This window comes from Streptomyces sp. NPDC096193, from assembly GCF_040302905.1.
Lineage (GTDB): Bacteria > Actinomycetota > Actinomycetes > Streptomycetales > Streptomycetaceae > Streptomyces.
Genome location: NZ_JBEOSJ010000008.1, coordinates 1 through 26,012, shown reverse-complemented (window position 1 = coordinate 26,012; position 26,012 = coordinate 1). Strand labels below are relative to the sequence as shown.

17 protein-coding genes are annotated in these 26,012 nt (G+C 71.1%); 11 read left to right on the top strand and 6 right to left on the bottom strand.

Translation table 11 applies throughout. The annotated features are described in order from the left end of the window. Positions 1 to 14: 14 nt before the first annotated feature. The 4 genes from ABTX78_RS14255 to ABTX78_RS14240 all read right to left on the bottom strand — a co-directional run bounded on the left by ABTX78_RS14255 (position 15) and on the right by ABTX78_RS14240 (position 6,677). Entirely contained in the window at positions 15 to 1,406 is a 1,392-nt protein-coding gene (locus ABTX78_RS14255) for a maltokinase N-terminal cap-like domain-containing protein (protein ID WP_352207090.1), read from the bottom strand. Positions 1,407 to 1,560: 154 nt separating this feature from the next. After that, on the bottom strand, positions 1,561 to 3,267 hold the full coding sequence (gene treS / locus ABTX78_RS14250; protein WP_352207089.1) for a maltose alpha-D-glucosyltransferase: 1,707 nt from the start codon (positions 3,265 to 3,267) through the stop codon (positions 1,561 to 1,563). Then, on the bottom strand, positions 3,264 to 5,270 hold the full coding sequence (locus ABTX78_RS14245) for an alpha-1,4-glucan--maltose-1-phosphate maltosyltransferase (RefSeq protein ID WP_352207088.1): 2,007 nt from the start codon (positions 5,268 to 5,270) through the stop codon (positions 3,264 to 3,266). Before ABTX78_RS14245 ends, treS begins: the two co-directional genes overlap by 4 nt. Positions 5,271 to 5,747: 477 nt before the next feature. Beyond that, complete coding sequence (locus ABTX78_RS14240; protein WP_352207087.1) at positions 5,748 to 6,677, bottom strand: SDR family oxidoreductase; 930 nt, start codon at positions 6,675 to 6,677, stop codon at positions 5,748 to 5,750. Between the two features lie 118 nt (positions 6,678 to 6,795). On the opposite strand from ABTX78_RS14240, the gene ABTX78_RS14235 reads away from it, so the two are divergent. From ABTX78_RS14235 to ABTX78_RS14205, 7 genes are all read left to right on the top strand, one after another. Then, a complete protein-coding gene (locus ABTX78_RS14235; RefSeq protein ID WP_352207086.1) occupies positions 6,796 to 7,746 on the top strand; it encodes an AraC family transcriptional regulator in 951 nt (316 codons plus the stop codon). Between the two features lie 103 nt (positions 7,747 to 7,849). After that, positions 7,850 to 9,280: a 4-hydroxyphenylacetate 3-hydroxylase family protein gene (locus ABTX78_RS14230; RefSeq protein WP_352207085.1), complete on the top strand. Its 1,431-nt coding sequence runs from the start codon at positions 7,850 to 7,852 to the stop codon at positions 9,278 to 9,280. Further along, positions 9,277 to 10,704 carry an MFS transporter gene (locus ABTX78_RS14225; protein WP_352207084.1) on the top strand — a complete coding sequence of 476 codons (1,428 nt, stop codon included), beginning with the start codon at positions 9,277 to 9,279 and terminating at the stop codon, positions 10,702 to 10,704. The genes ABTX78_RS14230 and ABTX78_RS14225 overlap by 4 nt, the downstream gene beginning before the upstream one ends. A gap of 118 nt (positions 10,705 to 10,822) precedes the next feature. Then, positions 10,823 to 11,944: a monodechloroaminopyrrolnitrin synthase PrnB family protein gene (locus ABTX78_RS14220; protein ID WP_352207083.1), complete on the top strand. Its 1,122-nt coding sequence runs from the start codon at positions 10,823 to 10,825 to the stop codon at positions 11,942 to 11,944. Between the two features lie 24 nt (positions 11,945 to 11,968). After that, positions 11,969 to 13,261: an FAD-dependent monooxygenase gene (locus ABTX78_RS14215; protein WP_352207082.1), complete on the top strand. Its 1,293-nt coding sequence runs from the start codon at positions 11,969 to 11,971 to the stop codon at positions 13,259 to 13,261. A gap of 138 nt (positions 13,262 to 13,399) precedes the next feature. Next, positions 13,400 to 16,066 carry an alpha-glucan family phosphorylase gene (glgP, locus tag ABTX78_RS14210; RefSeq protein ID WP_352207081.1) on the top strand — a complete coding sequence of 889 codons (2,667 nt, stop codon included), beginning with the start codon at positions 13,400 to 13,402 and terminating at the stop codon, positions 16,064 to 16,066. Positions 16,067 to 16,267: 201 nt separating this feature from the next. Further along, positions 16,268 to 17,518 carry an alginate lyase family protein gene (locus ABTX78_RS14205; protein WP_352207080.1) on the top strand — a complete coding sequence of 417 codons (1,251 nt, stop codon included), beginning with the start codon at positions 16,268 to 16,270 and terminating at the stop codon, positions 17,516 to 17,518. Between the two features lie 82 nt (positions 17,519 to 17,600). Here the strand turns inward: ABTX78_RS14205 and ABTX78_RS14200 are convergent, their stop codons facing one another. After that, positions 17,601 to 19,643 (bottom strand): M4 family metallopeptidase, encoded by a 2,043-nt coding sequence (locus tag ABTX78_RS14200; RefSeq protein ID WP_352207079.1) that lies wholly within the window; start codon positions 19,641 to 19,643, stop codon positions 17,601 to 17,603. Positions 19,644 to 20,044: 401 nt separating this feature from the next. Then, positions 20,045 to 20,803: a hotdog fold domain-containing protein gene (locus tag ABTX78_RS14195; RefSeq protein ID WP_352207078.1), complete on the bottom strand. Its 759-nt coding sequence runs from the start codon at positions 20,801 to 20,803 to the stop codon at positions 20,045 to 20,047. Between the two features lie 349 nt (positions 20,804 to 21,152). On the opposite strand from ABTX78_RS14195, the gene ABTX78_RS14190 reads away from it, so the two are divergent. The 4 genes from ABTX78_RS14190 to ABTX78_RS14175 form a co-directional block, all read left to right on the top strand. Beyond that, on the top strand, positions 21,153 to 22,355 hold the full coding sequence (locus tag ABTX78_RS14190; protein WP_352207077.1) for a putative hexosyltransferase: 1,203 nt from the start codon (positions 21,153 to 21,155) through the stop codon (positions 22,353 to 22,355). Between the two features lie 371 nt (positions 22,356 to 22,726). Then, positions 22,727 to 24,619 (top strand): molecular chaperone DnaK, encoded by a 1,893-nt coding sequence (gene dnaK / locus ABTX78_RS14185; protein ID WP_352207076.1) that lies wholly within the window; start codon positions 22,727 to 22,729, stop codon positions 24,617 to 24,619. Positions 24,620 to 24,628: 9 nt separating this feature from the next. Continuing rightward, the gene (locus tag ABTX78_RS14180) at positions 24,629 to 25,189 is read left to right on the top strand and encodes a nucleotide exchange factor GrpE (protein ID WP_352207075.1); all 561 of its coding nucleotides are present in this window, start codon (positions 24,629 to 24,631) and stop codon (positions 25,187 to 25,189) included. 8 nt (positions 25,190 to 25,197) lie between these two features. Beyond that, positions 25,198 to 26,012 (top strand): DnaJ C-terminal domain-containing protein (locus ABTX78_RS14175; protein WP_352207074.1); only part of this gene is annotated, 815 nt, incomplete at its 3' end.

The window sequence follows — 26,012 nt, the reverse complement described above, 5'->3', positions numbered from 1 at the left end:
TGGGCGTGATGGGGTCAGGGGGTGGCGGCCAGGCGGTCGATCGCCGCCATGGGCACCGGCAGCCAGTCGGGGCGGTGCCGGGCCTCGTAGACGGCCTCGTACACGGCCTTGTCCGTCTCGTACGCCCGCAGCAGTTCGGGCTCGGCGCGCGGGTCGGTGCCGGCGGCCTCGGCATAGCCCTCGCAGTACGCCGCCCGGCAGAGCTCGGCCCAGGCGGGGTTCCAGGGGCGGTGGGTGCGCGCCGCGTAGTCGAAGGAGCGGAGTATGCCGGCGATGTCACGCACCGGGGGCTGGGGTTTGCGGCGCTCGGCGAGCGGCCGGGCCGGCTCACCCTCGAAGTCGATGACCGACCACTCGTTCTCGGTCCGCGAACCGCCGTACAGGGTCTGGCCGAGATGCAGGTCGCCGTGGACCCGCTGGGCCCGCCAGGCGCGGCCGTCCCGGCCGAGTTCGGCCAGTGCGTCGAAGGCGGTGCGCAGCCGGGGCACGTACGGCAGCAGGGCCGGCACCGCCTGCGCGGCCTCCTCCAGACGCCGGTTCATCGCGGCCGCCAGGTGCTCCGTCTGCGCACGGCGCAGCATGACGGTGGGCAGTTCGTCCGCGAGCGCGGTGTGCACCTCGGCGGTGACGCGGCCCAGCGAGCGGGCCTCCGCGGTGAAGGAGGAACCTTTGTTCAACGCGTCGAGCGCCAGCTGCCAGCCGTCCTGCGAACCCCGCAGGAAGGGCTGGAGCACACCGAGGGTGTACGGCGTCGAACCGCTGTGGGGCCGTGCCTCGTACCAGGCCACGGGCGCCGGAACCCGGTCGCACCCGGCGCGGGCGAGCGCCAGCGGCAGTTCCAGGTCCGGGTTGGGACCGGGCTGGACCCGGCGGAAGAACTTGAGGATGTACTCGTCGCCGTACACGAGCGACGAGTTGGACTGCTCGGCCTCCAGCGGACGGGCGACCAGCGATCCGGGGATCGTCGGCGCGCCCTCGAACCGGGCGAAGCGCAGCGGCCCGAGCTGTCCGGGCCGGCGCAGTCGTTCCAGGACGATCTCGGCAAGGCGCCGGTCGCGCAGCCCCTCGTAGACCGTCCGGCCCGCCAGCGGGCCGTCCGCCGGGTGCCCGATCAGCGCGGCTGCGAGATGCGGGGGCAGGGTCTCGCGTACGCCCAGGAGCAGTTGGTAGCAGTCCTGTGGCGCGTCGGCCGGCAGGCCCGGCTGCTGCACGTCCACCAGCAGATGCAGCAGCCCCGGTCCCGTGCCGTCCAGGGGCAGCAGCTCGGTCGCCGAGACGAGCGACAACCCGGTGACCGGATGGCCCTTTCCGGCGAACCAGCGCTGCCGTGGCAGCCAGGCGTGCAGAAGGGGGGCGAGGGACGGGAGAAGAGCGATCTGAGTCCGGGTGGATGCAGCCTCCGACATGGCTTCGCGTCCTTTCCCCGGGTACACCACATGTGCGCAGAGTGTCCCGGATTACAGCAGTGGCTGTCCGGCGGCGCGCGGGGATGAAGGGGAGAGTGCCCGGTGCGGGACGGGGGAAACCGCCCCGCAGGAGGTACCTCTCATTACCTGGGCATCAGGCTGCCGCCGCGTCCTTCCTGAGCCTGAACCAGTAGAAGCCGTGGCCGGCGAGAGTGAGCAGATACGGCCACTGGCCGATGGCCGGGAACCGCACTCCGCCGATGAGCTCCACCGGATGCCGTCCGCCGAACTGCCGCAGGTCGAGCTCGGTGGGCTGCGCGAACCGCGAGAAGTTGTGCACGCACAGCACCAGGTCGTCCTTGTACTCGCGGGTGAAGGCGAGCACCGCCGGGTTCGAGGAGGGAAGTTCGGTGTAGACGCCGAGTCCGAAGGCGGGATTCTGCTTGCGGATCTCGATCATCCGGCGGGTCCAGTGGAGCAGCGAGGACGGGCTGCTCATCGACGCCTCGACGTTGGTCACCTGGTAGCCGTAGACGGGGTCCATGATGGTCGGCAGATAGAGCCGGCCGGGGTCGCTGGAGGAGAAGCCCGCGTTCCGGTCGGGGGTCCACTGCATCGGCGTGCGCACCGCGTCCCGGTCGCCGAGCCAGATGTTGTCGCCCATCCCGATCTCGTCGCCGTAGTACAGGATCGGCGAGCCGGGCAGCGACAGCAGCAGAGCGGTGAAGAGCTCGATCTGGTTGCGGTCGTTGTCCAGGAGCGGCGCGAGGCGTCGCCGGATGCCGATGTTGGCCCGCATCCGCGGGTCCTTGGCGTACTCGGCGTACATGTAGTCGCGCTCTTCGTCCGTGACCATCTCGAGCGTGAGCTCGTCGTGGTTGCGCAGGAAGATGCCCCACTGGCAGTTCTGCGGGATCGCCGGCGTCTTGGCCAGGATTTCCGAGACCGGGTAGCGGGACTCGCGCCGTACCGCCATGAAGATCCGCGGCATCACCGGGAAGTGGAACGCCATGTGGCATTCGTCGCCGCCCGCGGGGAAGTCGCCGAAGTAGTCGACGACGTCCTCCGGCCACTGGTTGGCCTCCGCCAGGAGCACCGTGTCCGGGTAGTGCGCGTCGATCTCCTTGCGCACCCGCTTGAGGAACGTGTGCGTGGCGGGGAGGTTCTCGCAGTTGGTGCCCTCCTCTTGGTACAGGTACGGCACGGCGTCCAGCCGGAAGCCGTCGATCCCCAGGTCGAGCCAGAACCGCAGCGCCGAGATGATCTCCTCCTGCACCGCCGGGTTCTCGTAGTTGAGGTCCGGCTGGTGAGAGAAGAAGCGGTGCCAGTAGTACTGCTTGCGGACCGGGTCGAAGGTCCAGTTGGACGTCTCGGTGTCGACGAAGATGACCCGCGCGTCCTGGTACTGCTTGTCGTCGTCGGCCCAGACGTAGTAGTCGCCGTAGGGGCCGTCGGGATCGTTGCGGGACTCCTGGAACCACTCGTGCTGGTCGCTGGTGTGGTTCATGACGAAGTCGATGATGACCCGCATACCGCGCTGATGGGCGGCGTCCACGAACTCGACGAAGTCGGCGAGGTCCCCGAAGTCGGGGAGGACCGACGTGTAGTCGGAGACGTCGTAACCGCCGTCCCGCAAGGGGGATTTGAAGAACGGTGGCAGCCAGAGGCAGTCGACACCCAGCCATTGCAGATAGTCCAGTTTGGCGGTGATGCCCTTGAGGTCGCCGATGCCGTCGCCGTTGCTGTCCTGGAAGGACCGCACGAGGACTTCGTAGAACACGGCCCGCTTGAACCAGTCGGGATCGCGGTCCTTGGCGGGAGTGTCCTCGAACGTGTCGTGGACGGGCTCATTGACGATCATGATGTGGGTGACCCTCCGATCGGCGGGGACGGTCGCAGAACGACGATGTGCGCGGGCGTGCTGCCCGGCTCGAGGCGCACATAGGTGGATCTGCCCCAGTGATAGGTCTCGCCGGTGAGCTCGTCGCGCACCGGTACGGTCTCGTGCCAGCCGAGTCCGAGTTGCGGCATGTCCAACGAGACCGTTGCCTCCTGGGTGTGGTGGGGGTCGAGGTTGGCGATCACGAGAACAGTGCTTTCGGTGTCGCCCGGGTTCGGACCGGACTTCTTCGAGTAGGCGATCACCGCGTCGTTGTCCACGGGATGGAAGTGGATGTTCCGCAGCTGCTGGAGGGCGCCGTGGCGGCGCCTGATCCGGTTCAGCTTGGTGATCAGAGGGGCGATGGAGCGGCCCTCGCGCTCGGCCGACTCCCAGTCCCGTGGCCGTAGTTGGTACTTCTCCGAGTGCAGGTACTCCTCGCTGCCCTCCCGTACCGGCACGTTCTCGCAGAGCTCGTAGCCGGCGTACACACCCCAGCTGGGCGACATCGTCGCCGCGAGCACCGCACGCACCTCGAAGGCCGGACGGCCGCCGTTCTGGAGGTAGGCGTGGAGGATGTCGGGGGTGTTCACGAAGAAATTGGGACGCATGTACGAGGCGGCGTCACCGGAGAGCTCGGTGAGGTACTCGGTGAGTTCCTGCTTGCCGGTACGCCAGGTGAAGTAGGTGTACGACTGCTGGAAGCCGATGGCCCCCAGGGTGTGCATCATCGCCGGCCGGGTGAACGCCTCGGCCAGGAAGATCACGTCCGGATCGGTCCGGTTGATGTCCGCGATCACCTTTTCCCAGAAGACGACGGGCTTGGTGTGAGGGTTGTCCACGCGGAAGATCCGTACACCGTGTTCCATCCAGAAGCGCAGCACTCTGAGCGTTTCCTGGACGAGTCCGCGCATGTCCTGGTCGAACGCGATCGGGTAGATGTCCTGGTACTTCTTGGGCGGGTTCTCGGCGTACGCGATCGAGCCGTCGGCGCGGTGGTGGAACCACTCGGGGTGCTCGGTCACCCAGGGGTGGTCGGGCGAGCACTGGAGCGCGAAGTCGAGGGCGATCTCCATGCGCAGACCGCGTGCCGTCTCGACGAAGTGGTCGAAGTCCTCGAAGGTGCCGAGGTCGGGGTGGAGCGCGTCGTGGCCGCCGCCCGCGGAGCCGATGGCCCACGGGACGCCGACGTCGTGGGGGCCGGGGGAGAGGGTGTTGTTGGGGCCTTTGCGAAAGGTGGTCCCGATGGGGTGCACCGGCGGCAGATAGACCACGTCGAAGCCCATGGCGGCGACGGCGGGCAGCCGTTCGGCGGCGGTGCGGAAGGTGCCGGAGACGGGCGGGCCGTCCTCGGGGACCTGGGCCCCCTCCGAGCGCGGGAACAGCTCGTACCAGGAGCCGAACAGGGCGCGCTTGCGCTCCACCAGCAGCGACAACGGGCGGGAGATGGTGACCAGTTCACGCAACGGGTGGCGGGAGAGCGCGGCGGCGGCGTCCGGGGCCAGAGCGGCGGCGAGCCGGGCGGCCGACGAGCGTGAATTGTCGCGCAGGGCGTCCACGGCGGCGAGCACGGCCTCGCGCCCGTCGCCCTTGGGCACGCCGGCCGCGGCCCGCTCGTACAGCTCGGCGCCCTCCGCCAGCACGAGCGCGGTGTCGATGCCGGCGGGGACCTTGATGCCGGCCTGGTGGCGCCAGGTGGCCACCGGGTCGCTCCAGGCCTCGACGGCGTAGCTCCAGCGGCCCTCCGTGTCCGGGGTGATGTCGGCGCCCCAGCGGTCGGTGCCGGGCGCCAGCTCCCGCATGGGGGTCCAGGGGCCGGGGCGGCCGCTGGGGTCTCGCAGCACGACGTTGGCGGCGACCGCGTCGTGTCCTTCGCGGAAGACCGTGGCGGCGACCTGGAAGGTCTCGCCGACGACCGCTTTGGCGGGCCTCCTCCCGCAGTCGACTTGGGGACTGACGTCCAGGACTGGGATGCGACCGATCATGGGCTCACCTGAGGGCTGTTCGGACAGGACAGATTGAGCGGATTGTCTACTAATGCTTGTTTTGCCTGTTCTTTGTAGCTGGTCAGTCGACGGCTGGCGTGCTGCGGGCATGGCCGCTCCTGTCCGCGTTCACTCGGGTGGGCTGAAACCTGTCGCTCAGGGAGTGCGGTCGCGCACGTACCGGGTGAGCCTTCCCACGCTTTTCGGGTGGGCAATCCGGTGGTTTGTTAACTACTGGGTCGTGCCCGGAAAGTCGCGCCCGGTTCGCGACGCACCGGACGCCGCGTGCCCCACCCTGGGGGGACGACGACACTTCGCGGACTCTCTCCGGACGTAGGTGGCTGAACAAGGGAAACGAAACGACGGAACGGAGTGCGGGTGCCCACGCATCGCGTGACCACCCGCACCCCGTTCGCACTCCGTTCGATTCAGGCTAGATCGTGACCCACGTTCCCCAGCTCGGTTCCGGCCGCCCGTTCACGCCTGCTCGCCCGACCACGTCTGCCACGGCTGACGGGCCACCCACTCGTCGACGGGTGCCGGTTTCAGCGACAGCGCTGCCGCCGACGCACCGTCATCGCCCCTCATCAGAGCGGGTTCCAGTGCGGCGGCCATGTAGTGGTAGATCCCGGCGACCCCGGCCGCCGACTCGGCGCCCAGGATCTGGGCGAGACCCTGTTCGAACACCCCGGGCTCCAGCGGCACATACCGCACCGAACGGCCCAGACCCTGGCCGAAAGCCTCCGCCAGCTCCGGACCGGTCAGGGTCCGGGAGCCGCCGATGTCGAACGCCCGGCCCGCGATGCCATCCACCGTGAGCGCCGCGTACACCGCCTCCGCGAGGTCGCGGTGCGAGATCCAGGCGGTCGGCGTGTCGGCGGGGAGCGGATAGGCGAGAACGCCCTCGTTCACCAGCGCCGGACCGTTCCACGGGCTGAAGAGGTTGTCCAGATAGACCGGCGGGCGGACCACCACCAGCTCCACCTCGGTCTGCGCCAGGCTCTCCCGGAACACCGTCTCCGCCAGCCGCCGGGTCTCGAAGGCCACGACGTTGGTGCTGCGGTCCGGGACGCGCGTGTTGGTGTTGTAGACGAGCCGCCGCAGTCCGGCCTCGCGCGCCGCCTTCGCGATGTGCTGGGCGTACCGCATGACCTTCTCCGCCTGGTACACCAGCGGCATCACCACGGCGGCGTGCGTGGCCCCCACGAAGAGCCGGCGCACGTCCTCGTACCGTCCGAGGTCGCCGTCCACGACACAGACGCCGGGCAGCGCCGGCCGGTCCGCCTCGGGCCGGCGGCTCAGCGTGCGCACACGGTGGTCCCGCTCCGTCAGCAGACGGGCCGTGGCACCCCCCTGGAAACCGGTCGCCCCCACGACCGCTACGCGCATCGGAATGTGATCGGACATGAGTCTCAAGAGCCCTTCGATAGGGTGTGGCTGCTGCCGTGAACGGCTCTTCCAGGCTCGCCTCGGTGGCTTCGGCCGATCAATTAACAAACCGGGGCGGGGGTTGAAGGATCGTCCAATGGACGCGGAGACCGAAGGCGACGACCTCCTCAGCGAGCTGCTGAAACCCCTGCGTCTGACCGGGGTGTTCGACAGCCGCTGGCATGTCAGCGCACCCTGGGCCATCGAGGGGGACGCGGAGCAGGGCTGCGCGGTGCTCCACTTCATCACCGAGGGCGGCTGCTGGATCACCGGCGAGGGACAGACCCCCCTCCAGCTGCACACCGGCGACCTCGCCCTCTTCCCGACCGGGACCGCGCACCGGCTCTCCGACGTACCCGGACGGCGGGGCCTGGCGCTCGGCACCGTGCTGCCCGAGCGCGAGCCCGGCACCTCCGGCGAGATCCGGATCGAGGGCGGGGGCGCGGAGAGCAGACTGCTGTGCGCCGGACTCCACTACGACGAGTCCGCGGCCACCGGCCTCTACAAGGCGCTGCCCTGGGCGCTGGTGCTCGACCGCTCCCAGGTCGACAGGGAACCGCTGCTGCGCGACACCCTGCGGCTCCTGGCCGCCACCGACCGCCCCGTGGGCCCCGGCGACCGGCTGGTCACCCTGCGCGCCTTCGAGATGGCACTCGTCCTCGCCCTGCGGCCGCTGCTGCGCGAACTCGCCGACAACCCCTCCTCGCTGCCGGTGCTGCGCCACCCCGGCATCAGCAAGGCCATGATCATCATCGCCACCCGGTTCGCCGAGCCGTGGACCATCGAGTCGCTGGCCCGCGAGGTCGGCATGTCGCGCTCGGCGTTCACCGCCGCGTTCCGCGAGCTGGTCGGCGAGGCGCCCGCCCGTCATCTGACGGGACGGCGGATGCAGGAGGCGGCGCGGCTGCTGACCGAAACGTCGCTCCCGCAGTCCGCGGTGCCGCAGCGCGTCGGCTACCAGAGCGCCGTGGGCTTCCATCTGGCCTTTCGCAAGTGGTACGGCACCACGCCGGGGGAGTACCGGACCGGAAGCTTCTCAGCTGCATGACTGGCCGGTTCTTAATCACCGCTGGACGGTCGTTCATTGCCCCGTGTCCGTACCGGGGGCGAGGCTCGGCTGTGTCGGGGGACATTCCGTTCGAGGAGAGACGTTGACCAGGTCCGGCCGGGAATACCTCGCAGCTCTGCGTGACGGGCGCGAGGTGTGGCTCGACGGCGAGCGCGTCAAGGACGTGACCAGCCACCGAGCCTTCCGCAACACCGCGGCGTCCGTCGCACACCTCTACGACCTCGCACAGTCCCCCGAGCACCGGGACGTGCTCACCGTGGACGGCGTCCACCGCGCCTACACCGTGCCCCGCGACCGTGAGGACCTCGTCGCGAGGCGCGCGGCCTACAAGGTCTGGTCGGAGGCGAGCTTCGGCTTCCTCGGCCGCACGCCCGACTACATGGCCGGCGGGGCCGCCGCGTTCGCCGCCGTGCCGCAGGTCTTCAGCACCGGCTCCTTCGACGGCGCGGCCAACGCCCTCGCCCTCCACCGGCGGCTCGCCGGCGACGATCTGTACTGCGCGTTCACCATCACCAACCCGCACTCCGGCGAGGGCGACGACGACCTCGTGATCCGGGTCGTCGCCGAGAGGGACGACGGGATCGTGGTGAGCGGCGCCAAGATGATCGGCACCGGCGCGGTGTTCTCGGACGAGGTCGTCGTCGGCACCATCGAGCCGCTGGCCCCCGAGGACGTCGACCATGCCGTCTCCTTCTCGGTCGCCACGGACACCCCCGGCCTGACCTTCGTCTCGCGCACCTCCTACGAGGCCCAGGCGCGCGGCGTCTTCGACAACCCGCTCTCCTCGCGCTTCGACGAGAACGACGCGCTGCTCGTCTGCGAGAACGTCTTCGTGCCCTGGGAACGGGTGCTGACGTACCGGAACGTGGACGCCACCGCCGCCATGTGGTGGCAGACGCCGGCCTACCTCAACTTCGTCCACCAGGCGGCGACCCGCTTCTGGACCAAGCTCGAGTTCCTGACCGGTCTCGCCCTTCTGATGACACGTACCAATGGCACCTACAAGCTGCCTCCTGTCACCCAGGCGGTCGGACGCCTGCTCGGGATGGTCGCGCAGGCGAAGGCGTTCGTCCTGGCGGCTGAGGCCTCCTGCGAGCCGGTCGACGGCGGCCGCGGCGGGGTCGCGCCCGGCACCGAGATCTCCTACGCGCAGCGCATCATGGCCGGCGAGCTGTATCCGCGCGCCGTGCAGGAGATCAAACAGCTGGCCGGCGGGGCGGTCATCCAGCTGCCCGCGTCCGCCGAGGATCTGCTCCACCCCGAGCTCGGTCCGGTGGTGACGAAGTATCTGCGCGCCCCCGGCACCGCGGCCGAGGAGCGGATCAAGCTGCTGAAGCTGGCCTGGGACGCGCTCGGTTCGGAGTTCGCCGCCCGCCACGAGCAGTACGAGCGCTTCTACCACGGCGCCCCGCACGTGTATTTGACCATGCAGACCTGGGCGGGCGGGGCCGAGGCCTGCGAGAACCTGGCGCAGGCCTGTCTCGACGGCTACGGCCTCGGGACCGGCCAGTGACCACCGTCCGTCCGGGCGCGGCCCTCGCCCTGCTGGCCTCCACCCAGCTGCTGCTGATCATGGACACGGCGATCATCAATGTCGCGCTGCCGTCGGTCGGTGACGATCTCGGGTCGGGCTCCGCCGGGCTGTCCTGGGTGGCCAACGCCTATCTGATCACCTTCGGCGGGCTGCTGCTCCTCGGCGGCCGGGCCGCCGATCTTCTCGGCCACCGGCGGGTGTATCTGACCGGACTCGGTCTGCTCGCCGTCGCGTCCGCGGCCGGCGCGGTCGCCGCGAGCGCCGGTGCGCTGATCGCGGCGCGGGCGGCGCAGGGGGTGGGAGCGGCGCTCGCCGCGGCGGCCGCGTTCGCCCTGCTGCTCGGGCTGTTCCCGGACGGCCCCGGACGACACAGGGCGCTCGGCGCCTTCGCCGCGATGGGCGGCCTCGGCGGGGTGCTCGGCACCGTACTGGGCGGCGTGCTCACCGATCTCCTCGGCTGGCGTTCCACGTTCTGGCTCAACGTGCTCGTCGGGCTGGCGCTCGGCGGGGCGGCGCTGCGGCTGCTGGACGGTGGCGGTCGCGGCGCCGTACGCGGCTTCGACCTCGGCGGCGCGCTCACCGCCACCGGCGGCCTCGGACTCCTCGCCTTCGCCCTCGTCGGTGCGGGGGAGACGGGCTGGACGGATCCCCGTACCCTCGGCGCCGGCGGTGCGGGCCTGGTCCTGCTCGCCCTCTTCGCCGTACGGGAGTCGAGGACCGCCCGTCCACTGGTGCCGCCGGCCGTGCTGCGCCGGCCCACCCTGCGGCTGGCCAACATTCTCGCCGCACTCGCGCAGATGACGCTGTTCCCGATGTTCTTCCTCGTCAGTCTCTTCCTGCAGACGGTGCTCGACGCCTCCCCGCTGGCCGGGGGCCTCGCCCTGCTGCCGCTGTCGCTGGTCGTCGTCGCCGTCGCTCCGCAGACCGGCCGGCTCATCGGCCTGCTGGGGCTGCGGCACACCATGACCCTCGGCTTCGCCGCACTCTTCGCGGGCACGCTCTGGCTGGCGCTCGCGCTGTCCGCGGACGGCACGTTCGCCTCCACGGTGCTCGCGCCCACCCTCGTCATCGGTGTGGCGCTGCCGCTGGTCATGGTCACCACCAATGTGGCGGCCACCGCCGATGCCGCTCCCGACGAGACCGGACTCGCCTCCGGGCTCGTCAACACCAGCCAGCAGTTCGGCTCGGTGCTCGGACTCGCCGTCCTGGTCGCCGTCGCCACCGCGGGCGCCACGAACGGCGGTGTACCGCAGACCGAGGGCTTCCGTGCCGCGCTGCTCGCCGGCGCGGCCTTCGCGGCTCTCGCCGCCGTGCTGACCCTGCGGCTGCGCCTGTCCGCGCCCCTTCCCGGTCCCGCGACGCCCCCGGCGCGGCAGGACCGCGTCGGCGGCGCCGTGGAGTAGAGCCGGCGTGCCGGGCAGAGCGCCCCGGCACGCATGCGGCGAAGGCGCCCGGTGACCGCGCGGCGCCGACAACTCCGCATCCCACCCGTTGATCTGACGTGTTCGAGGGGGACCTCCGTTGACCCTGTACGACCTTGTCGCGCCCGGAATCGAACGAAGCGGCGATCCGCGCTACCGGATAGCCGAGATACGCGCCGCCGACCCGCTGGGAGCCGACGCCCTGCTCGCCGCCGTCCCGGCGATGAACGCCGACGCCGACACCGCGGCGCTCACCGTCGCCCTGCGCACCGTCCTGCCCGACGCCGACCGGGTGGCAGCCCTCGGCGTCACCGACGCCCTCGCCGCCATGCGGGACCTGGGCATCCTGCTCGGCTCGCTCAAGCGGCACGGGGTGCAGCCGCTGGCCGCCGTGCCCGAGGCGCTGCCGGTGCTCGAAGAGCTCGGCCGGCGCACCGACATGGTGCCGCGCGACACCGTGCACCACTACACGACCTGGAACCCGCTCGGTGACCGTCAGCGCATGTACACCGGCGACCCGATGGAGAGCCACCTCCAGGAAGCCGTCCGGATGGTGTTCCCCGGCCTCGTCGCCTCGCTCGACACCTGCGCCGTACTCGCCCGCCTCGAACCGTACGACCCCGGGTTCGCCGGCGCGCTGGACCGCACGGCCCGGCACGTCCGGTCCATGGTCGACTCCATCGACTTCACCGTCGCCCAGGTCTCCCCGGTCTTCTTCGCCCAGGAGATGCGCTGCTACTTCGAGGAGATCGACGTGGCGGGCGCCGACTACCTCGGCCCCGCCGCCGCGCAGGTGCCGCTGTGGCTGGTCGACCTGACGCTGTGGCAGTGCGACCGCAGCAGCCCGGCGTACGACGACTTCCTCGATGAGTCGGTGCGCTACAGCCTTCCGTCCTGGCGCGACCACTACGCCACGCACCGGGGTGGCGTCTCCGCGGTCTCCAAGCTCTCCGCCGCCATCAGCTGGGAGGAGGCCGACCGGCTGCCGCCGCAGCTGGCCAGGTCCGCGGTCTCCCTCGCCCGCGTGCTGCGGATCCTCAAGACCTTCCGCGCCCGACACTTCACCCTCGCCCGCAAGGCCTACAGCGAGGAGGTGCGGCAGTACGAGACGGGCAGCGGCGGCGCCCCGATCGAGCTGCTGCGGTCGGTGCTCGACCTGACCCGGGACAACGAGACGCTCGTCCGCCGGTCCGTCGAGCGCCCGCGTGCCCCCGTTGCCTGACGACGTCCCAGGAGACCCCGACCCATGACCCACTTCATGATCGCCGGTGGCGGTATCGCCGGGCTCACCGCGGCGCTCGCCCTGCACACCGCGGGCTTCCGGCGGGTCACCGTCGTCGAGGCGGTGCACGAGAGCAGGCCGGTCGGCGCCGGGCTGAACCTCATGCCGAACGCGGTACGCGAACTCGACGCGCTCGGGCTGCTCGAATGTCTGGAGAAACGCTCCTTCGCCACACGCGAGCTGCGCTACTACCACCGCAGCGGCTCACTCGTCTCCCGGGAGCCGCGCGGCATCGGCGCCGGGTACCACTGGCCGCAGCTGTCCATCCAGCGCGACGAGCTCCTCGGGGCCCTCGCCGAGGCGGTGCGCGAACGGCTGGGGACCGGCTCCGTGGTGCGCGGCGTCAGGGTGACCGCGGTCGAAGCGCTGGGCGGGGGCCGCCGCCCCCGGGTGCAGCTGGAGCACCGTGACGGCGGGCGCCGCGGCAGCGCCTCCCTCGAACCGGACGTCCTCATCGGCGCCGACGGCATCCGCTCCACCGTCCGTGCGGCCCTCCACCCCGGCGAGGGCGACCCGCCGTGGAACGGCATGCTCGTGTGGCGGGGGGTCTCCCGGCTGCCCGCCGCGCGGGCCTCCCGCTTCATGTTCATCGCCGGCGACGACCGGCAGAAGGCCGTGGTCTACCCGATGACCGAACCGGACCCGGACACCGGCGAGGTGCTGGTCAACTGGGCGCTCGCGATGCCCGCCGACGCCGTGGGCGGCGCGAGCCCGCGCGGCGACTGGAACCGGCCGGTCCCCCTGAGCAGATTTCTGCACCACTACCGGGGCTGGGAGTTCGACGGCGTCGGCGTCGAGGAGGTGCTGGGCGCGGCCGACGCCGCGTTCGAGTACCCGATGATCGACCGCGAACCGCTCGAACGCTGGTCGCACGGCCGTACGACCCTGATCGGGGACGCCGCTCACGCCATGTACCCCATCGGCTCCAACGGGGCGACGCAGTCGGTCGTCGACGGCCGCGCTCTCGCCCTCGCCCTCGTGCTGCACCCCGACCCGGTCGAGGCGCTGGCCGCGTACGAGGCCGACCGCAGGCCCGCCACGACCGAACTCCAGCGGGCCAACCGCAGACTGGGCCCCGAGGTGGTCATCAACCTCGCCCACGAGCGCGCCCCGGGCGGTTTCACCGACATCGACGCGGTGATCCCGCGGTCGGAGCGGGACGAGATCGCCGCACGGTACGCCGCCACCGGAGCCTTCGATCCCGCCACGGTCAACCTCGGCTCCCCCTACGGCCCCACGGTGCGCGCCCGGCGCTGAATGCCCCGGCGGGCATCCAACGCGCTCCGCGCGCCGTGGTTGTCGAGGGCGGGGTGCGACTAACGTCGTGCATGACGGAGAGACGCACACCGCCGTGCGTCCCCTCGGATGCGTACCTCCCCTGCGAAGGTGGGACCTGTGAAGGCCATTCGTCGATTCACCGTCCGCCCCGTCCTCCCCGAACCGCTGCGCCCGCTCAGCGACCTCGCGCGCAATCTGCGCTGGTCCTGGCACACCGAGACCCGAGACCTCTTCCAGGCCGTCGACCCCGCGGGGTGGCGGGCGGCCGGAGGCGATCCCGTGCGGCTGCTCGGCTCGGTGTCCGCCTCCCGGCTCGCGGAGCTGGCCGGGGACCAACCCTTTCTGCACCGGCTGGCCGCCGCGGCCGCCGATCTGGACGACTATCTGCACGGATGCAGGTGGTACCAAACGCACAACGGCACCTCCGGCGACGGCGGGCCGGAGTTTCCGGCCGCTGTCGCCTACTTCTCGCCGGAGTTCGGCGTCACCGCCGCGCTCCCGCAGTACTCCGGCGGTCTCGGCATCCTCGCCGGCGACCACCTCAAGGCCGCGAGCGACCTCGGCGTACCGCTGATCGGCGTCGGACTGCTCTACCGCCACGGCTACTTCCGCCAGTCCCTCTCCCGCGACGGCTGGCAGCTGGAGCACTATCCCGTGCTCGACCCGAACGAGCTGCCGGTCACCCTGGTGCGGGAACACGACGGCACCCCGGCACGGGTGTCCCTCGCGCTGCCCGGCGGACGCTCGCTGCGGGCGCACATCTGGGTCGCCCACGTCGGCCGGGTGCCCCTGCTCATGCTCGACTCGGACGTCGAGGAGAACGGCCTCGGCGAGCGCGACGTCACCGACCGGCTGTACGGCGGCGGCAGCGAACACCGGCTGCTCCAGGAGATGCTGCTGGGCATCGGGGGGGTGCGGGCGGTGCGGACGTACTGCCGGCTCACCGGACACCCGGACCCCGAGGTGTTCCACACCAACGAGGGGCACGCCGGCTTCCTCGGTCTGGAGCGCATCCGCGAGCTCGGCCAGGACGCCGAGCACGGCGGCAGGAACCTGGACTTCGAGGCGGCGCTCGAAGCGGTGCGGGCCGGGACCGTCTTCACCACGCACACCCCCGTGCCGGCCGGCATCGACCGTTTCGACCGGGAGCTGGTCGCCCGCCACTTCGGCGAGCGCGCCGAACTGCCGGAGGTCCCGGTCGAGAAGATCCTCCAGCTCGGCATGGAGACCTATCCGGGCGGCGAGCCCAACCTCTTCAACATGGCCGTGATGGGACTGCGGCTCGCCCAGCGCGCCAACGGGGTCTCGACCCTGCACGGCGCCGTGAGCCGCGGCATGTTCGCGGGCCTGTGGCCAGGCTTCGACGCCGAGGAGGTGCCGATCACCTCCGTCACCAACGGCGTGCACGCGCCCACCTGGGTGGCGCCCGAGGTGTTCCGGCTCGGCGCCCGCCACATCGGTGCCGACCGCGCCGAGGACGCCCTGTCCGTCGACGACTCCGGACCCTGGGACGCCGTCGCCGACATCCCCGACGCCGACATCTGGGGGCTCCGCCGCGAACTGCGGGAGCAACTGGTGACCGAGGTGCGCCGACGGGTGCGCGCCTCCTGGCGGCAGCGGGGCGCGGACGGGGCGGAACTGGGCTGGGTCGACACCGTGCTCGACCCAGACGTGCTCACCATCGGATTCGCCCGCCGGGTGCCGTCGTACAAGCGGCTCACGCTGATGCTCCGCGACCGCGACCGGCTGATGGAGCTGCTGCTGCATCCCACCCGGCCGGTGCAGATCGTCGTGGCAGGCAAGGCCCATCCGGCGGACGACGGCGGCAAGCGGCTGGTGCAGGAGCTGGTGCGGTTCGCGGACGACCCGCGGGTGCGGCACCGCATCGTCTTCCTGCCCGACTACGGCATGGCCATGGCGCAGAAGCTCTACCCGGGCTGCGACGTCTGGCTGAACAATCCGCTGCGGCCGCTGGAGGCCTGCGGCACCAGCGGGATGAAGGCGGCGCTGAACGGCTGCCTCAACCTCTCGGTGCTGGACGGCTGGTGGGACGAGTGGTTCGAGCCGGACTTCGGGTGGGCGATCCCCACCGCGGACGGCGCGGCCACCGACGACGACCGCCGTGACGACTTGGAGGCCGCGGCCCTCTACGAGCTGATCGAGAACCGGGTCGCCCCGCGCTTCTACGACCGCGGTGACCAGGGCCTGCCCTCGCGGTGGATCGAGATGGTCCGCCGCACGCTGTCCACCCTCGGCCCCAAGGTGCTGGCCGGGCGCATGGTGCGCGAGTACGTGGAGCGGCTGTACGCACCGGCGGCCCGGGCCCACCGGGCACTGGACGCGGAGGCCGCTCGCGAACTGGCCTCCTGGAAGCGGCGGGTGCGGACCTCGTGGCCGCGGGTCGCCGTGGACCATGTGGAGGCCCTGGAGCAGCCGGCGTCCGAGGGCACGGCGGAGCTGGGCGCCACGCTCGGGCTGCGGGTGCGGGTCGCCCTCGGTGATCTGGAGCCGGACGACGTGGAGGTGCAGGCGGTGGCGGGCCGGGTCGACTCCGACGACGCGATCGCCGACGCCCAGACCTTCCCGCTGAAGCCGGCGGGCGGCCCGGACCTGGAGGGCCGCTGGGTGTACGAGGGTCCGCTCGCGCTGGACCGCACGGGCCCGTTCGGTTACACGGTCCGCATCCTGCCCGCGCACCGACTGCTCGCGGCGAGTGCGGACCTGGGTCTGGTGACCCTTCCCACGGAGGCGACGGGGGAGGGCGCGGGCGTCCTGCTGCGCTGACCTCCGGTCTCTCGGGAGGCTTGTCCGTGTGCCCGGCCGCGATGCGGCCGGGCACACTTTCTTCATGGCGTGAACTCAGCGTCTTGACGTGCACATGAGATGCCTTTAGGTTCCTGATCCACCATCGCGTTCACTCTCGCGCTCAACGTTCATATCAGTGAACCGCGTTGGGACGTCGCCCCCCACCCGGAAGGCATCCCCATGCGCACCGGATACACCTCCCACGCCCTGCGCAGGCCGCGAACACTGGCGCTCGGCCTGTCCACCGTGCTGGCCGGCGTGCTCGCCGCCACGCTCATATCCCCGGCCTCCGCGGTGAAGGAGGCCCCCCGAAGCACCGCGAAGGCGGCCGTCACGGCCGCGGCCCCGGCCACCTTCACCCACCCCGGCGTGCTCGTCAGCCGGCCCCAGCTCGACTTCGTCAAGGCCAAGGTCCAGGCGAACGCGCAGCCCTGGAAGGGCGCCTGGGACCAGATGATGGGCAGCAAGTACGCCTCGCTCTCGCGTACCGCCAAGCCCCGCGCGGTCGTCGAGTGCGGCTCGTACTCCAACCCCAACTACGGCTGCACGGACGAGCGCGAGGACGCGATCGCCGCGTACACCCTCTCGCTCGCCTGGTACATCAGCGGTGACAGCCGCTACGCAGCCAAGGCCGTCCAGATCATGGACGCCTGGTCCGCGGTGATCAAGGACCACACGAACAGCAACGCCCCGCTGCAGACCGGCTGGGCGGGCTCCTCGTGGCCGCGCGCCGCCGAGATCATCAAGTACACCTACAGCTCCTGGCCCAACTCCGGGCGCTTCGGCACCATGCTGCGGGACGTCTACCTGCCCGAAGTCATCAATGGCTCGCACTCCAACGGCAACTGGGAGCTGAGCATGATGGAGGCCGCGATCGGCATCGCGGTCTTCCTGGAGGACCGCACGGCGTACGACAAGGCCGTCACCAAGTTCCGCGGCCGAGTGCCCGCGTACATCTACGTCGCCTCCGACGGCGCCCTGCCCAGGACCGCGCCGGGGTCCGGCCTCAACACCCGGGACAAGATCATCGGTTACTGGCAGGGCCAGTCGACCTTCATGGACGGGCTCAGCCAGGAGACCTGCCGCGATCTGACCCACACCGGCTACGGGCTCTCCGCCATCTCGCACTTCGCCGAGACCACCCGCATCCAGGGCCAGGACCTCTACCCCGAGATCGCCGACCGGCTGCGGCACGCGCTCGGGCTGCACGCCAAGTACCAGCTCGGCACCCCGGTTCCCGGCAACCTCTGCGCGGGCAGCCTCAAGGACAGGCTGGGGCCGGTCACCGAGGTAGGCTTCAACGCCCTGCACACCCGTATGGGCTTCGACATGACCAACACCCAAAGGCTCACCGAGCAGCAGCGGCCCGCCGGGTCCAACAACCTGTTCGTCGGCTGGGAGACGCTCACCCACGCCGGCAACCCCGGCTGACCGTCCACGGGACGCCGGACACGCACAGCCGCCCGGGGCAATGACCCGCCCCGGGCGGCTGTGCGACCGATGACCCGAAGGATCAGAAGGTCAGCTTGAAACTGTTGATGTAGCCGGTGTCCAGCCGCGCACGGTCCTGGACTCGCAGCTTCCAGGCGCCGTTCGCCGCCTCGGAGGAGGCGTTGACCGTGTACGTGGTCTGGACGTTGTCCGCCGAGTCGGAGGAGCTGAACGGCTTCAGCGGATACGCCGTGCCGTCCGGCGCCACCAGGTCGACGACCAGGTCGCCGCGCCAGGTGTGGATGATGTCCACGCCGACCTTCAGTGCGGCCGGGGCGTTGCCGGTGCGGCCGGTGACGTTGACCGTCGAGGTGACCGCGGCGCCGTTGTCCGGGATCGCGACGTCGGCGGTGTTCTCGAAGACGGTGCCGGGCTCACCCGGGTCGCCGCCGCCGGGACGGGCGCCGACGTTGATGCCGGCCCAGGCGTCGGTCACGGACTTGACCTCGGCGCTGGTGGCACCGTAGAGCTCGGTCGCGACCGCGAGCGTGCCGGTACGGGCCGCCGCGTAGTTCGTCGTCGAGTTGAACTTCGTGGTGAGCGCCTTGTACCAGATCAGCGCGGCCTTCTCCCGGCCGATGCCGGTGACCGGCAGACCGTCGGAGGTCGGCGAGTCGTAGTTCACGTCGTTGACGGTCTTCGCGCCGCTGCCCTCGGAGAGCAGGTAGAACCAGTGGTTCGCCGGGCCCGAGGAGTAGTGCACGTCGATGCCGCCGATGCCCGAGTACCAGGCGTCCTTGGACGCGCCGTCCTTGCTCGGCTTGTCCATGTAGCGCAGCGGGGTGCCGTCGCCGTTGATGTCGATCTTCTCGCCGACGAGGTAGTCACCCTTGTCCTGGGCGTTGTTGGCGTGGAACTCCACCGCCGCCGCGAAGATGTCGGACGTCGCCTCGTTGAGGCCGCCGGACTCACCGCTGTAGACGAGCTTCGCGGTGGCCGAGGTGACGCCGTGCGTCATCTCGTGCGCGGCGACGTCGATCGAGGTGAGCGGCTTGGCGTTGCCCGCGCCGTCGCCGTACGTCATGCAGAAGCAGCTGTCCTGCCAGAAGGCGTTGATGTAGTTGTTGCCGTAGTGCACGCGGGAGGACGCGCCGACACCGTCACCCCGGATGCCGGAACGGCCGTGCACGTTCTTGAAGTAGTCCCAGGTGAGACCCGCGCCGTAGGCGGCGTCCGCGCCGGCGGTTTCCAGGTTGGAGGGCTGGCCGTTGCCCCAGACGTCGTCCGGACCCGAGAACAGCGTGCCGGTGCCCGACGTACCCCGGTTGAGGTTGTACGTCTTGTGGCTGCCGCGCCCGGCGTCCGTGAGGTTGTACGTGGACCCGGACTGCGTGCTGCCGAGGGTCACCTGGCCGCTGTACTGCGTGTTGCCGGTGCCGTTCTCGACGGCCTGCCACTCGTAGACCTTCTTGCCCGTGGTGGCGTCGGTGACGACGTGCAGCTCGTTCGGAGTGCCGTCGTGCTGGAGGCCGCCGACGACGGTCTCGTACGCGAGGACCGGCTTGTTGCCCTGCGCCAGCCAGACCACCTTGCGCGGTGCGCGGTCCGCGTCCGTCTTGGTGGAGCCCTCGGCCTTGGCGAGCCCGAGCGCCTGCTTCTCCGCGGCGGCGGGCGTCACGTCGGCGCTGGTGTCGACGTTCTTCAGGACCGTCTTCGAGGCCTTGGTCACCGACTCGGTGGCGCCCGCCCTGCTCTCGGCGACCACGAGGTCGCCGCCGAGGACCGGCAGGCCGGCGTAGGTGCGCTCGTAGCGGGTGTGGGTGGTGCCGTCGCGGTCCTGGGTGACATCCCGGACGACGAGCTTCTCCTGGGCGGTCAGGCCCAGTTCGGCCGCGGTCGCCGCCGTGGTGGCGCTCTGCTTGCGGATGAGCTCCGCGCGCTGGGCGGGGCTCAGGCTCAGCGGCAGGGCGCCGGGGTCGGCCTTCCCTGCTTGCGCCGATGCCGGAACGGCGGATGCCGCCGGATCGGCCGACGAGGGGCCGGCCTGGAATCCGACGGCAAGGAGGGCCGCGGTGGCTATGAGAGCTCCGGTCGCTGTGGTGCGCCGGCGAGGCGTGGGTCTCACGCGAACTCCTTCTGCGAGGGGGGTACCGGACGACTGGGTGGGTCGTCCGGGCAGAGCCTGCGGAGCATGTGGTGCGTGGAACGGGGGAAGAGTCGCAGGGGTGAACGGGTCCTGTCAGGACCGCGTCAACAAGTTGGCCGGAATACGTCCGGTGCCCGTTTGGTCATGTTCGTTGAGCGAACGTTTCGTCGATCATCACCAGGGCGTCGGCCGCCGGGCGTACAAGCCCTGAGCCGCCGACAATCCCGACATCAAACCTGTGTGCGTTGCATTCGAACGGACAGCCGGGGGAGGGTACGCGCCGCCCGCGGCGAGCGCCCCGAAGTGTGGCGCGTTCCGCGCCCCCCACCGCGTCCTTTCGGACCCGCCCGGCCCCGGAGTCGGTCAGCGGGCCCGCGGGCTCACGCGGCCCGCGGTCGCGGATCCAGCCACAGGGCCTCGGCGACCGCGCACAGCTCGCCCCCCGCCGTCGCCAGGGCGACCCCCATCGTGTGCTTGCGGCCCGACTCCTCGCGCAGCCAGGCGTACGAGACGTGCCGCGCCGTCGCGGCCACCGGCCGCAGCAGCGTGGCGGTCAGGGACGCCGTCACGGCACCCGCCTGCTGGGTCCCGAGCAGCCGTCCCGCCCAGTTCCCCGGGCAGTCCAGCGCGCCCCACACCAGTTCGGGCGGCAGCAGTCCGTCGGAGTCCGCGAGCGCGGGGTCCGGGATCCAGCCGCAGGCGACGACGTCCCGGCCCGGGACCGGTGTGCAGTGCTGGCGCAGCCCGCGGTCGGGCGTACGGTCCAGCCCGCAGCCGAAGCAGTCGACCATTCCCGGCGGCGGCGCCGCCCGGAACGCCTCGGTGGCGGCGACCGCCTCGTCCCACCCGGGTGCCGGGGGCGCGTCGGGCCGGAGGCCGGCGGCTCCGGCGGGGCGTGCCGTCGCGAGGGGCGTGTCCGCGGGACCCAGCGTCCAGCCCGCGCCCGTCGCCCCGGCGATCGGCACCGGCACCCCGACGGGCACGGGCCCGCGGAAATCGACCCGTACGGTGCCCGCGCCGGACCGTTCGGCGAGCAGCCCCGCCACGAAGCCCCCGAAGGCCACACCGGGGTAGCCGACGTAGAGCGCGGGCACCACCACCGTCTCCGGAGCCGAATCCGGTGTCACGTCACTCGTCATGCCGCCCACGATCACATACGCCGCTGGGCGCGGGCCGCGGTGGTTGCCTGCCGGGGGGCGGGGGCCGCGTCCGTGTGCTTGCCGGGGGAGTCATATGGGTGGACGGCGCTTGAACGGCGTGGGCAGGTGCCGGAGGGCGTGCGCGGAGACGGTGCACGTACGACGTGGGCCGCCGTGCACGCGGCACGTGAGCGGCCGGTGCACGTACGACGGAGACGGTGCACGTACGACGTGAGCGGCCGTTCCGCGCACCGCGGGAGCGGGAGACCCCGGACCGAATAGGTCTCCGCGGCAGGCCACGGTTCAATGGTCCGTCCTGCCCGCTCCCTGGCGTCTCCCAGAAGGCTGTATGTCGATCACCTCGTCCCGTCCGTCGCTCCGGGCACCCGGCGACCTCGCCGCTGCTCGCCTGGCGGCGCTACGGAACAGCTTTCGCGCCGCCGGCCCCTCGCTCGCGCTCTACCTCGCGATCCGCTCCCTCGGCCTCGTCGTCCTGGCCCTCTGGTCGGCGTCCACCGGCAAGAGCGCCCACGTCCTGCTGGGCAGACGCTGGGACTCGCTCTGGTACACCCGCGTCGCCGAGCACGGCTACGACTTCACCCTCCAGGCGCCCGACGGGCGGAGCCTGTCCGGTATGGCGTTCTTCCCCCTGCTGCCCTGGCTGGAGGAGGGCCTGTCGGCGGTGAGCCCGCTGGGCCTGCCCGACGCGGGACTCGTGGTGAGCGCCCTGGCCTCGGTGGCGGCCGCGTGGGGGATCCACGCCGTGGCGAGCCATGTCCACGGTCCCCGGGCCGGCCTCGTCCTGGTGGGTCTCTGGGCGGCCCTGCCCGTCGGGATCGTCCAGTCCATGGCGTACAGCGAGTCCCTCTTCGTCGCCCTCGCGGCCTGGTCGCTCCATGCCGTCCTCACCGGGCGATGGATCACCGCGGGACTGCTCTCCCTTCTCGCGGGCCTCACGCGACCCGTAGGGCTGGCCGTGTGCGCCGCCCTCCTCGTCGCCGCGCTGCTGGTGACCGTGGACAGTCTGCGCTCCCGGCGCCGGCTTCCGGACTCGGTGGCCGCGATGGCCTTGGGATGCGCGATCGCGCCGCTGGGAGCCGCCGGCTTCGTCCTGTGGGTGGGTCAGCGGCAGGGGCGCCTGCTCGGGTACCTCGATGTGCAGGCGGGCTGGGGCAACGGCTTCGACGGAGGCGTCGCCTTCGCCCGCTTCCTGTCCTCCTTCTCCCGGTTCTCCCACGCGGGAGTCGTGACCGCCGTCGTGGTCGTTCTGCTGTTCCTGCTGGCCGCGTGGCCGCACTGGATCGGCGTGCGGCAGGGCCAGCCGGTGGCCCTGGTGGTGTACTCGGCCGTCGTCACGCTGCTGGCGCTGGGCGCCTCGGGCTACTTCGGTTCGAAGCCGCGCCTCCTGATGCCGGCCTTTCCGCTGCTGCTGCCGCTCGCGGTGGTGCTCGCCCGGTCACGCCCCGCGTACCTCTGGGCGACGCTGACCGCGCTGACAGGGGTGGGCGCCGTCTACGGAGCCTTCTGGCTGAACGGTTCGGGCCCGCTGTAGCTCGTCCCCGGCACCGCGGAGCAGCTCGCTCCGTCCAACTCGTTCGCGGCACCGGGCATACCGTCGTCCACACCGGGCATGCCAGCAATTGTGCGTTTCATCCGATTTAGGCATTTTCGGTACGATGAGGGGCGGGTAGACACCGAGCGGTGATGCTCTCCGAGGCGAAGCTCCGGGGCCGTTCATCGCGCCGGGCGGAGGCGCGGACCGATGCCGTCCGCCTGCCCATGTGACCACCAGCCGGGTCGGACGGTGCCCGCACCGCTGACGGCAGGACCACGCGGACTGCCGTCCCAGGGCCCCACCCCCCGAACAGAAGACGCCCCCAGGTACGGGCGGACGCCGCGAAGTGCCAGGCGAAGGAGTTCTTCATGGGCAAGGCAGTCGGAATCGACCTCGGGACCACCAACTCGGTGATAGCCGTGTGGGAAGGGGGCGAACCGACCGTCGTACCGAACGCCGAAGGCACCCGCACGACGCCTTCCATCGTCGCCTTCTCCGACAGCGGTGAGCGGCTGGTGGGGCAGCTCGCCCGCCGTCAGGCGATCCTCAACCCCAAGGGCACCATCTACTCGGCCAAGCGGTTCATCGGCCGCCGCTACGACGAGATCTCCGACGAGGCCAAAGCCGTCGCCTACGACGTCGTCGAGGGCGAGGGCGGTGTCGCGCGTTTCAAGGTGCGCGACAAGCTCTACGCGCCGGAGGAGATCAGCGCACTGGTGCTGCGCAAGCTCGTCGACGACGCGAGCAAGCAGCTCGGGGAGAAGATCACCGAGGCCGTCATCACGGTGCCCGCCTACTTCAACGACGCGCAGCGCACCGCCACGAAGGACGCCGGAAAGATCGCCGGCCTGGACGTGCTGCGCATCATCAACGAGCCGACCGCGGCCGCCCTCGCCTACGGCATGGACAAGAAGGGGCACGAGACCGTGCTCGTCTTCGACCTCGGCGGCGGCACCTTCGACGTGAGCATCCTCGACGTCGGTGACGGCGTGGTGGAGGTGCGCTCCACCTCCGGCGACAGCCATCTCGGCGGCGACGACTTCGACCGCCGGCTCGTCGACCATCTGGCCGACAACTTCCAGCAGTCCAACGGCATCGACCTGCGCAACGACCCGCAGGCGCTCCAGCGGCTCTTCGAAGCCGCGGAGAAGGCGAAGACCGAACTGAGCTCGGTGACCCAGACCCAGGTCAACCTGCCGTTCATCACCGCGGACGCCGAAGGCCCCAAGCACCTCACCCAGACGGTCATGCGGTCCACGTTCGACCAGATCACGGCGGACCTGGTCGAGCGGACCCTGGAACCCGTCAAGCAGGCGATGGCCGACGCCAAGATCAGCGAGAACGACATCGACGAGGTCATCCTGGTCGGCGGATCGACCCGTATCCCGGCCGTGCAGAAGCTGGTCCGCCGCCTCACCGGAGGCAAGGACCCGAACATGAGCGTCAACCCCGACGAGGTCGTGGCTCTCGGCGCCGCGATCCAGGCCGGGGTGCTCAAGGGCGAGGTCCAGGACGTCCTGCTGCTCGACGTCATCCCGCTGTCGCTGGGTGTGGAGACCCGTGGCGGGGTGATGACGAAGATCATCGAGCGGAACACCACGATCCCGGTCCGCCGCACGGAGACGTTCTCCACCGCCGAGGACAACCAGGCGGCGGTCGACATCGTCGTGCTCCAGGGTGAGCGCGAACTCGCCGCGGACAACCGGGTCCTCGGCCGTTTCCAGCTGACCGACATCCGGCCCGCACCGCGTGGCGAGCCGCAGATCGAGGTCATCTTCGACGTCGACGCCAACGGCATCCTGAACGTCACCGCGCGTGACAAGGACACCGGCAGGGAACAGAGCATCACCATCAGCGAGGGATCCAACCTCGACCAGAGCGAGGTCGAGCGGATGATCCAGGAGGCCGACCGGCACCGCGGGGAGGACCGGGCCCTGCGTGAGGCGGTGGACGCCCGCAATGAGCTGGACGCCGTCGCGTACCAGGTCGAACGACGGCTCGCCGAGATGGGCGACGCCGCGGCGTCGCACGAGAAGGCGCGTGCCGAGATGCTCGTCACCGAAGCGCGCGAGGCGGTGCAGCAGGGGGCGCCGGTGGACAAGGTCAGGCCGCTGACCTCCGAACTCCAGCAGATCTACGCCTCGCTGGCGTCGCAGCCGGCGGGCGCGGAGGCATCCGGGCAGGACCGGGCCGGCGTCGGCGCCGCGAGCCCCGGCGGATCCGAGGACGACGTGATCGACGCCGAATTCGACAAGAGCTGAGGTGCGGTCATGTCCACCGAACAGGGGCCGGTGACGCAGCCGGACGAGAGGGGCGCCACCCCGTCGGCGCAGACCGCAGCCCGGCCGGAGTCCACGGAGCGCGCGGAGTCCCCGCAGGGGCCGGAGTCGGACGACCGCACCGCCGAGCTGGACGACCTCCGGGACCGCCGGCACCGGGCTCTCGCCGATCTGGACAACCTCCGCAAACGCCACGCCAGGGAGCTGGAACGTGAACGCGGCACCGAGCGCGCCCGCACCGCGGCGGCCTGGCTGCCCGTTCTCGACAACCTGGAACTGGCCCTCGCCCACGCCGGGTCCGACTCCTCACCGGTGCTCGAAGGCGTCAAGGCCGTACGGGATCAGGCCGTCGACGTACTGACCCGGCTCGGCTACCCCCGCGACGACCGGACCGGGGTGCCCTTCGACCCGGCCGAGCACGAGGTCGTCGGCGTGGTCGAGGCCGAGGGAGCGGAGCCGAACACGGTCGTGGAGGTCGTACGCCCCGGCTACGGCGCGGGCGACAGCCAACTGCGGCCCGCCTCAGTGATCGTCGCCAAACGGCAGGAGTGAGGCCCTCCATGGCACGTGACTACTACGACGTGCTCGGGGTACGGCGTGACGCGGACTCCGAGGAGATCCAGCAGGCGTTCCGCAAACTCGCGCGCAAGCACCACCCCGACATCAGCAAGGACCCGCAGTCCGAGGAGCGCTTCAAGGAGCTCAACGAGGCGTACAGCGTGCTCTCCGATCCCAAGACGCGGCAGCGCTACGACCGCTTCGGCGAAGACTTCCGGCAGATTCCGGAGGACTACGACGAGCGGGTGGCCGCAGGCGCGGGCGCGCGCGGCGACTCGTACGGCCGGCCGGGCGGAGGCGGCCGGGTCCGCTACAGCACCGGTGGCGGCCAGGGCTTCGAGGGATTCGAGGGCTCCGGCATCGACTTCGAGGACCTGTTCGGCGGGATGTTCGGCCGCGGCGGTGTGAGGGGCGGGCCGCGAGGCCCGATTCCCGGCGCCGACCAGGAGGCGGAGATCGAACTCAGCGTCGTGGAGGCCTACCGGGGCGGGCACCGCGCCATCACCCTCGCCGGCCCGGACGGGCAGCGGACCTACGACGTCAACATCCCGCGCGGAGTGGTCGACGGTCAGCGCATCCGGCTCGCCGGGGAAGGCGGGCGGGGGAGCGGCGACGGCCCTGCGGGCGACCTGCTCCTACGGGTCCGGATCAAGCCCGACGCGCAGTTCCGCCTGGACGGCCGCAACATCCATGTCGTGGTGCCCGTCACGCCGTGGGAGGCCGCGTTGGGTGCGAGTGTGCCGGTTCCGACCCCGGGTGGGAGTGCCAAGGTCACTGTCCCGGGCGGTTCGTCGAGCGGTCGTCGGTTGCGGTTGCG

Coding starts and splice junctions, on each gene's coding strand:
- ABTX78_RS14215 (WP_352207082.1), top strand. CDS start 11,969: ATGACCCACTTCATGATCGCCGGTGGCGGTATCGCCGGGCTCACCGCG.
- ABTX78_RS14240 (WP_352207087.1), bottom strand. CDS start 6,677: ATGTCCGATCACATTCCGATGCGCGTAGCGGTCGTGGGGGCGACCGGT.
- ABTX78_RS14180 (WP_352207075.1), top strand. CDS start 24,629: ATGTCCACCGAACAGGGGCCGGTGACGCAGCCGGACGAGAGGGGCGCC.
- dnaK (WP_352207076.1), top strand. CDS start 22,727: ATGGGCAAGGCAGTCGGAATCGACCTCGGGACCACCAACTCGGTGATA.
- ABTX78_RS14255 (WP_352207090.1), bottom strand. CDS start 1,406: ATGTCGGAGGCTGCATCCACCCGGACTCAGATCGCTCTTCTCCCGTCC.
- ABTX78_RS14235 (WP_352207086.1), top strand. CDS start 6,796: ATGGACGCGGAGACCGAAGGCGACGACCTCCTCAGCGAGCTGCTGAAA.
- ABTX78_RS14190 (WP_352207077.1), top strand. CDS start 21,153: ATGTCGATCACCTCGTCCCGTCCGTCGCTCCGGGCACCCGGCGACCTC.
- treS (WP_352207089.1), bottom strand. CDS start 3,267: ATGATCGTCAATGAGCCCGTCCACGACACGTTCGAGGACACTCCCGCC.
- ABTX78_RS14205 (WP_352207080.1), top strand. CDS start 16,268: ATGCGCACCGGATACACCTCCCACGCCCTGCGCAGGCCGCGAACACTG.
- ABTX78_RS14195 (WP_352207078.1), bottom strand. CDS start 20,803: ATGACGAGTGACGTGACACCGGATTCGGCTCCGGAGACGGTGGTGGTG.
- ABTX78_RS14245 (WP_352207088.1), bottom strand. CDS start 5,270: ATGATCGGTCGCATCCCAGTCCTGGACGTCAGTCCCCAAGTCGACTGC.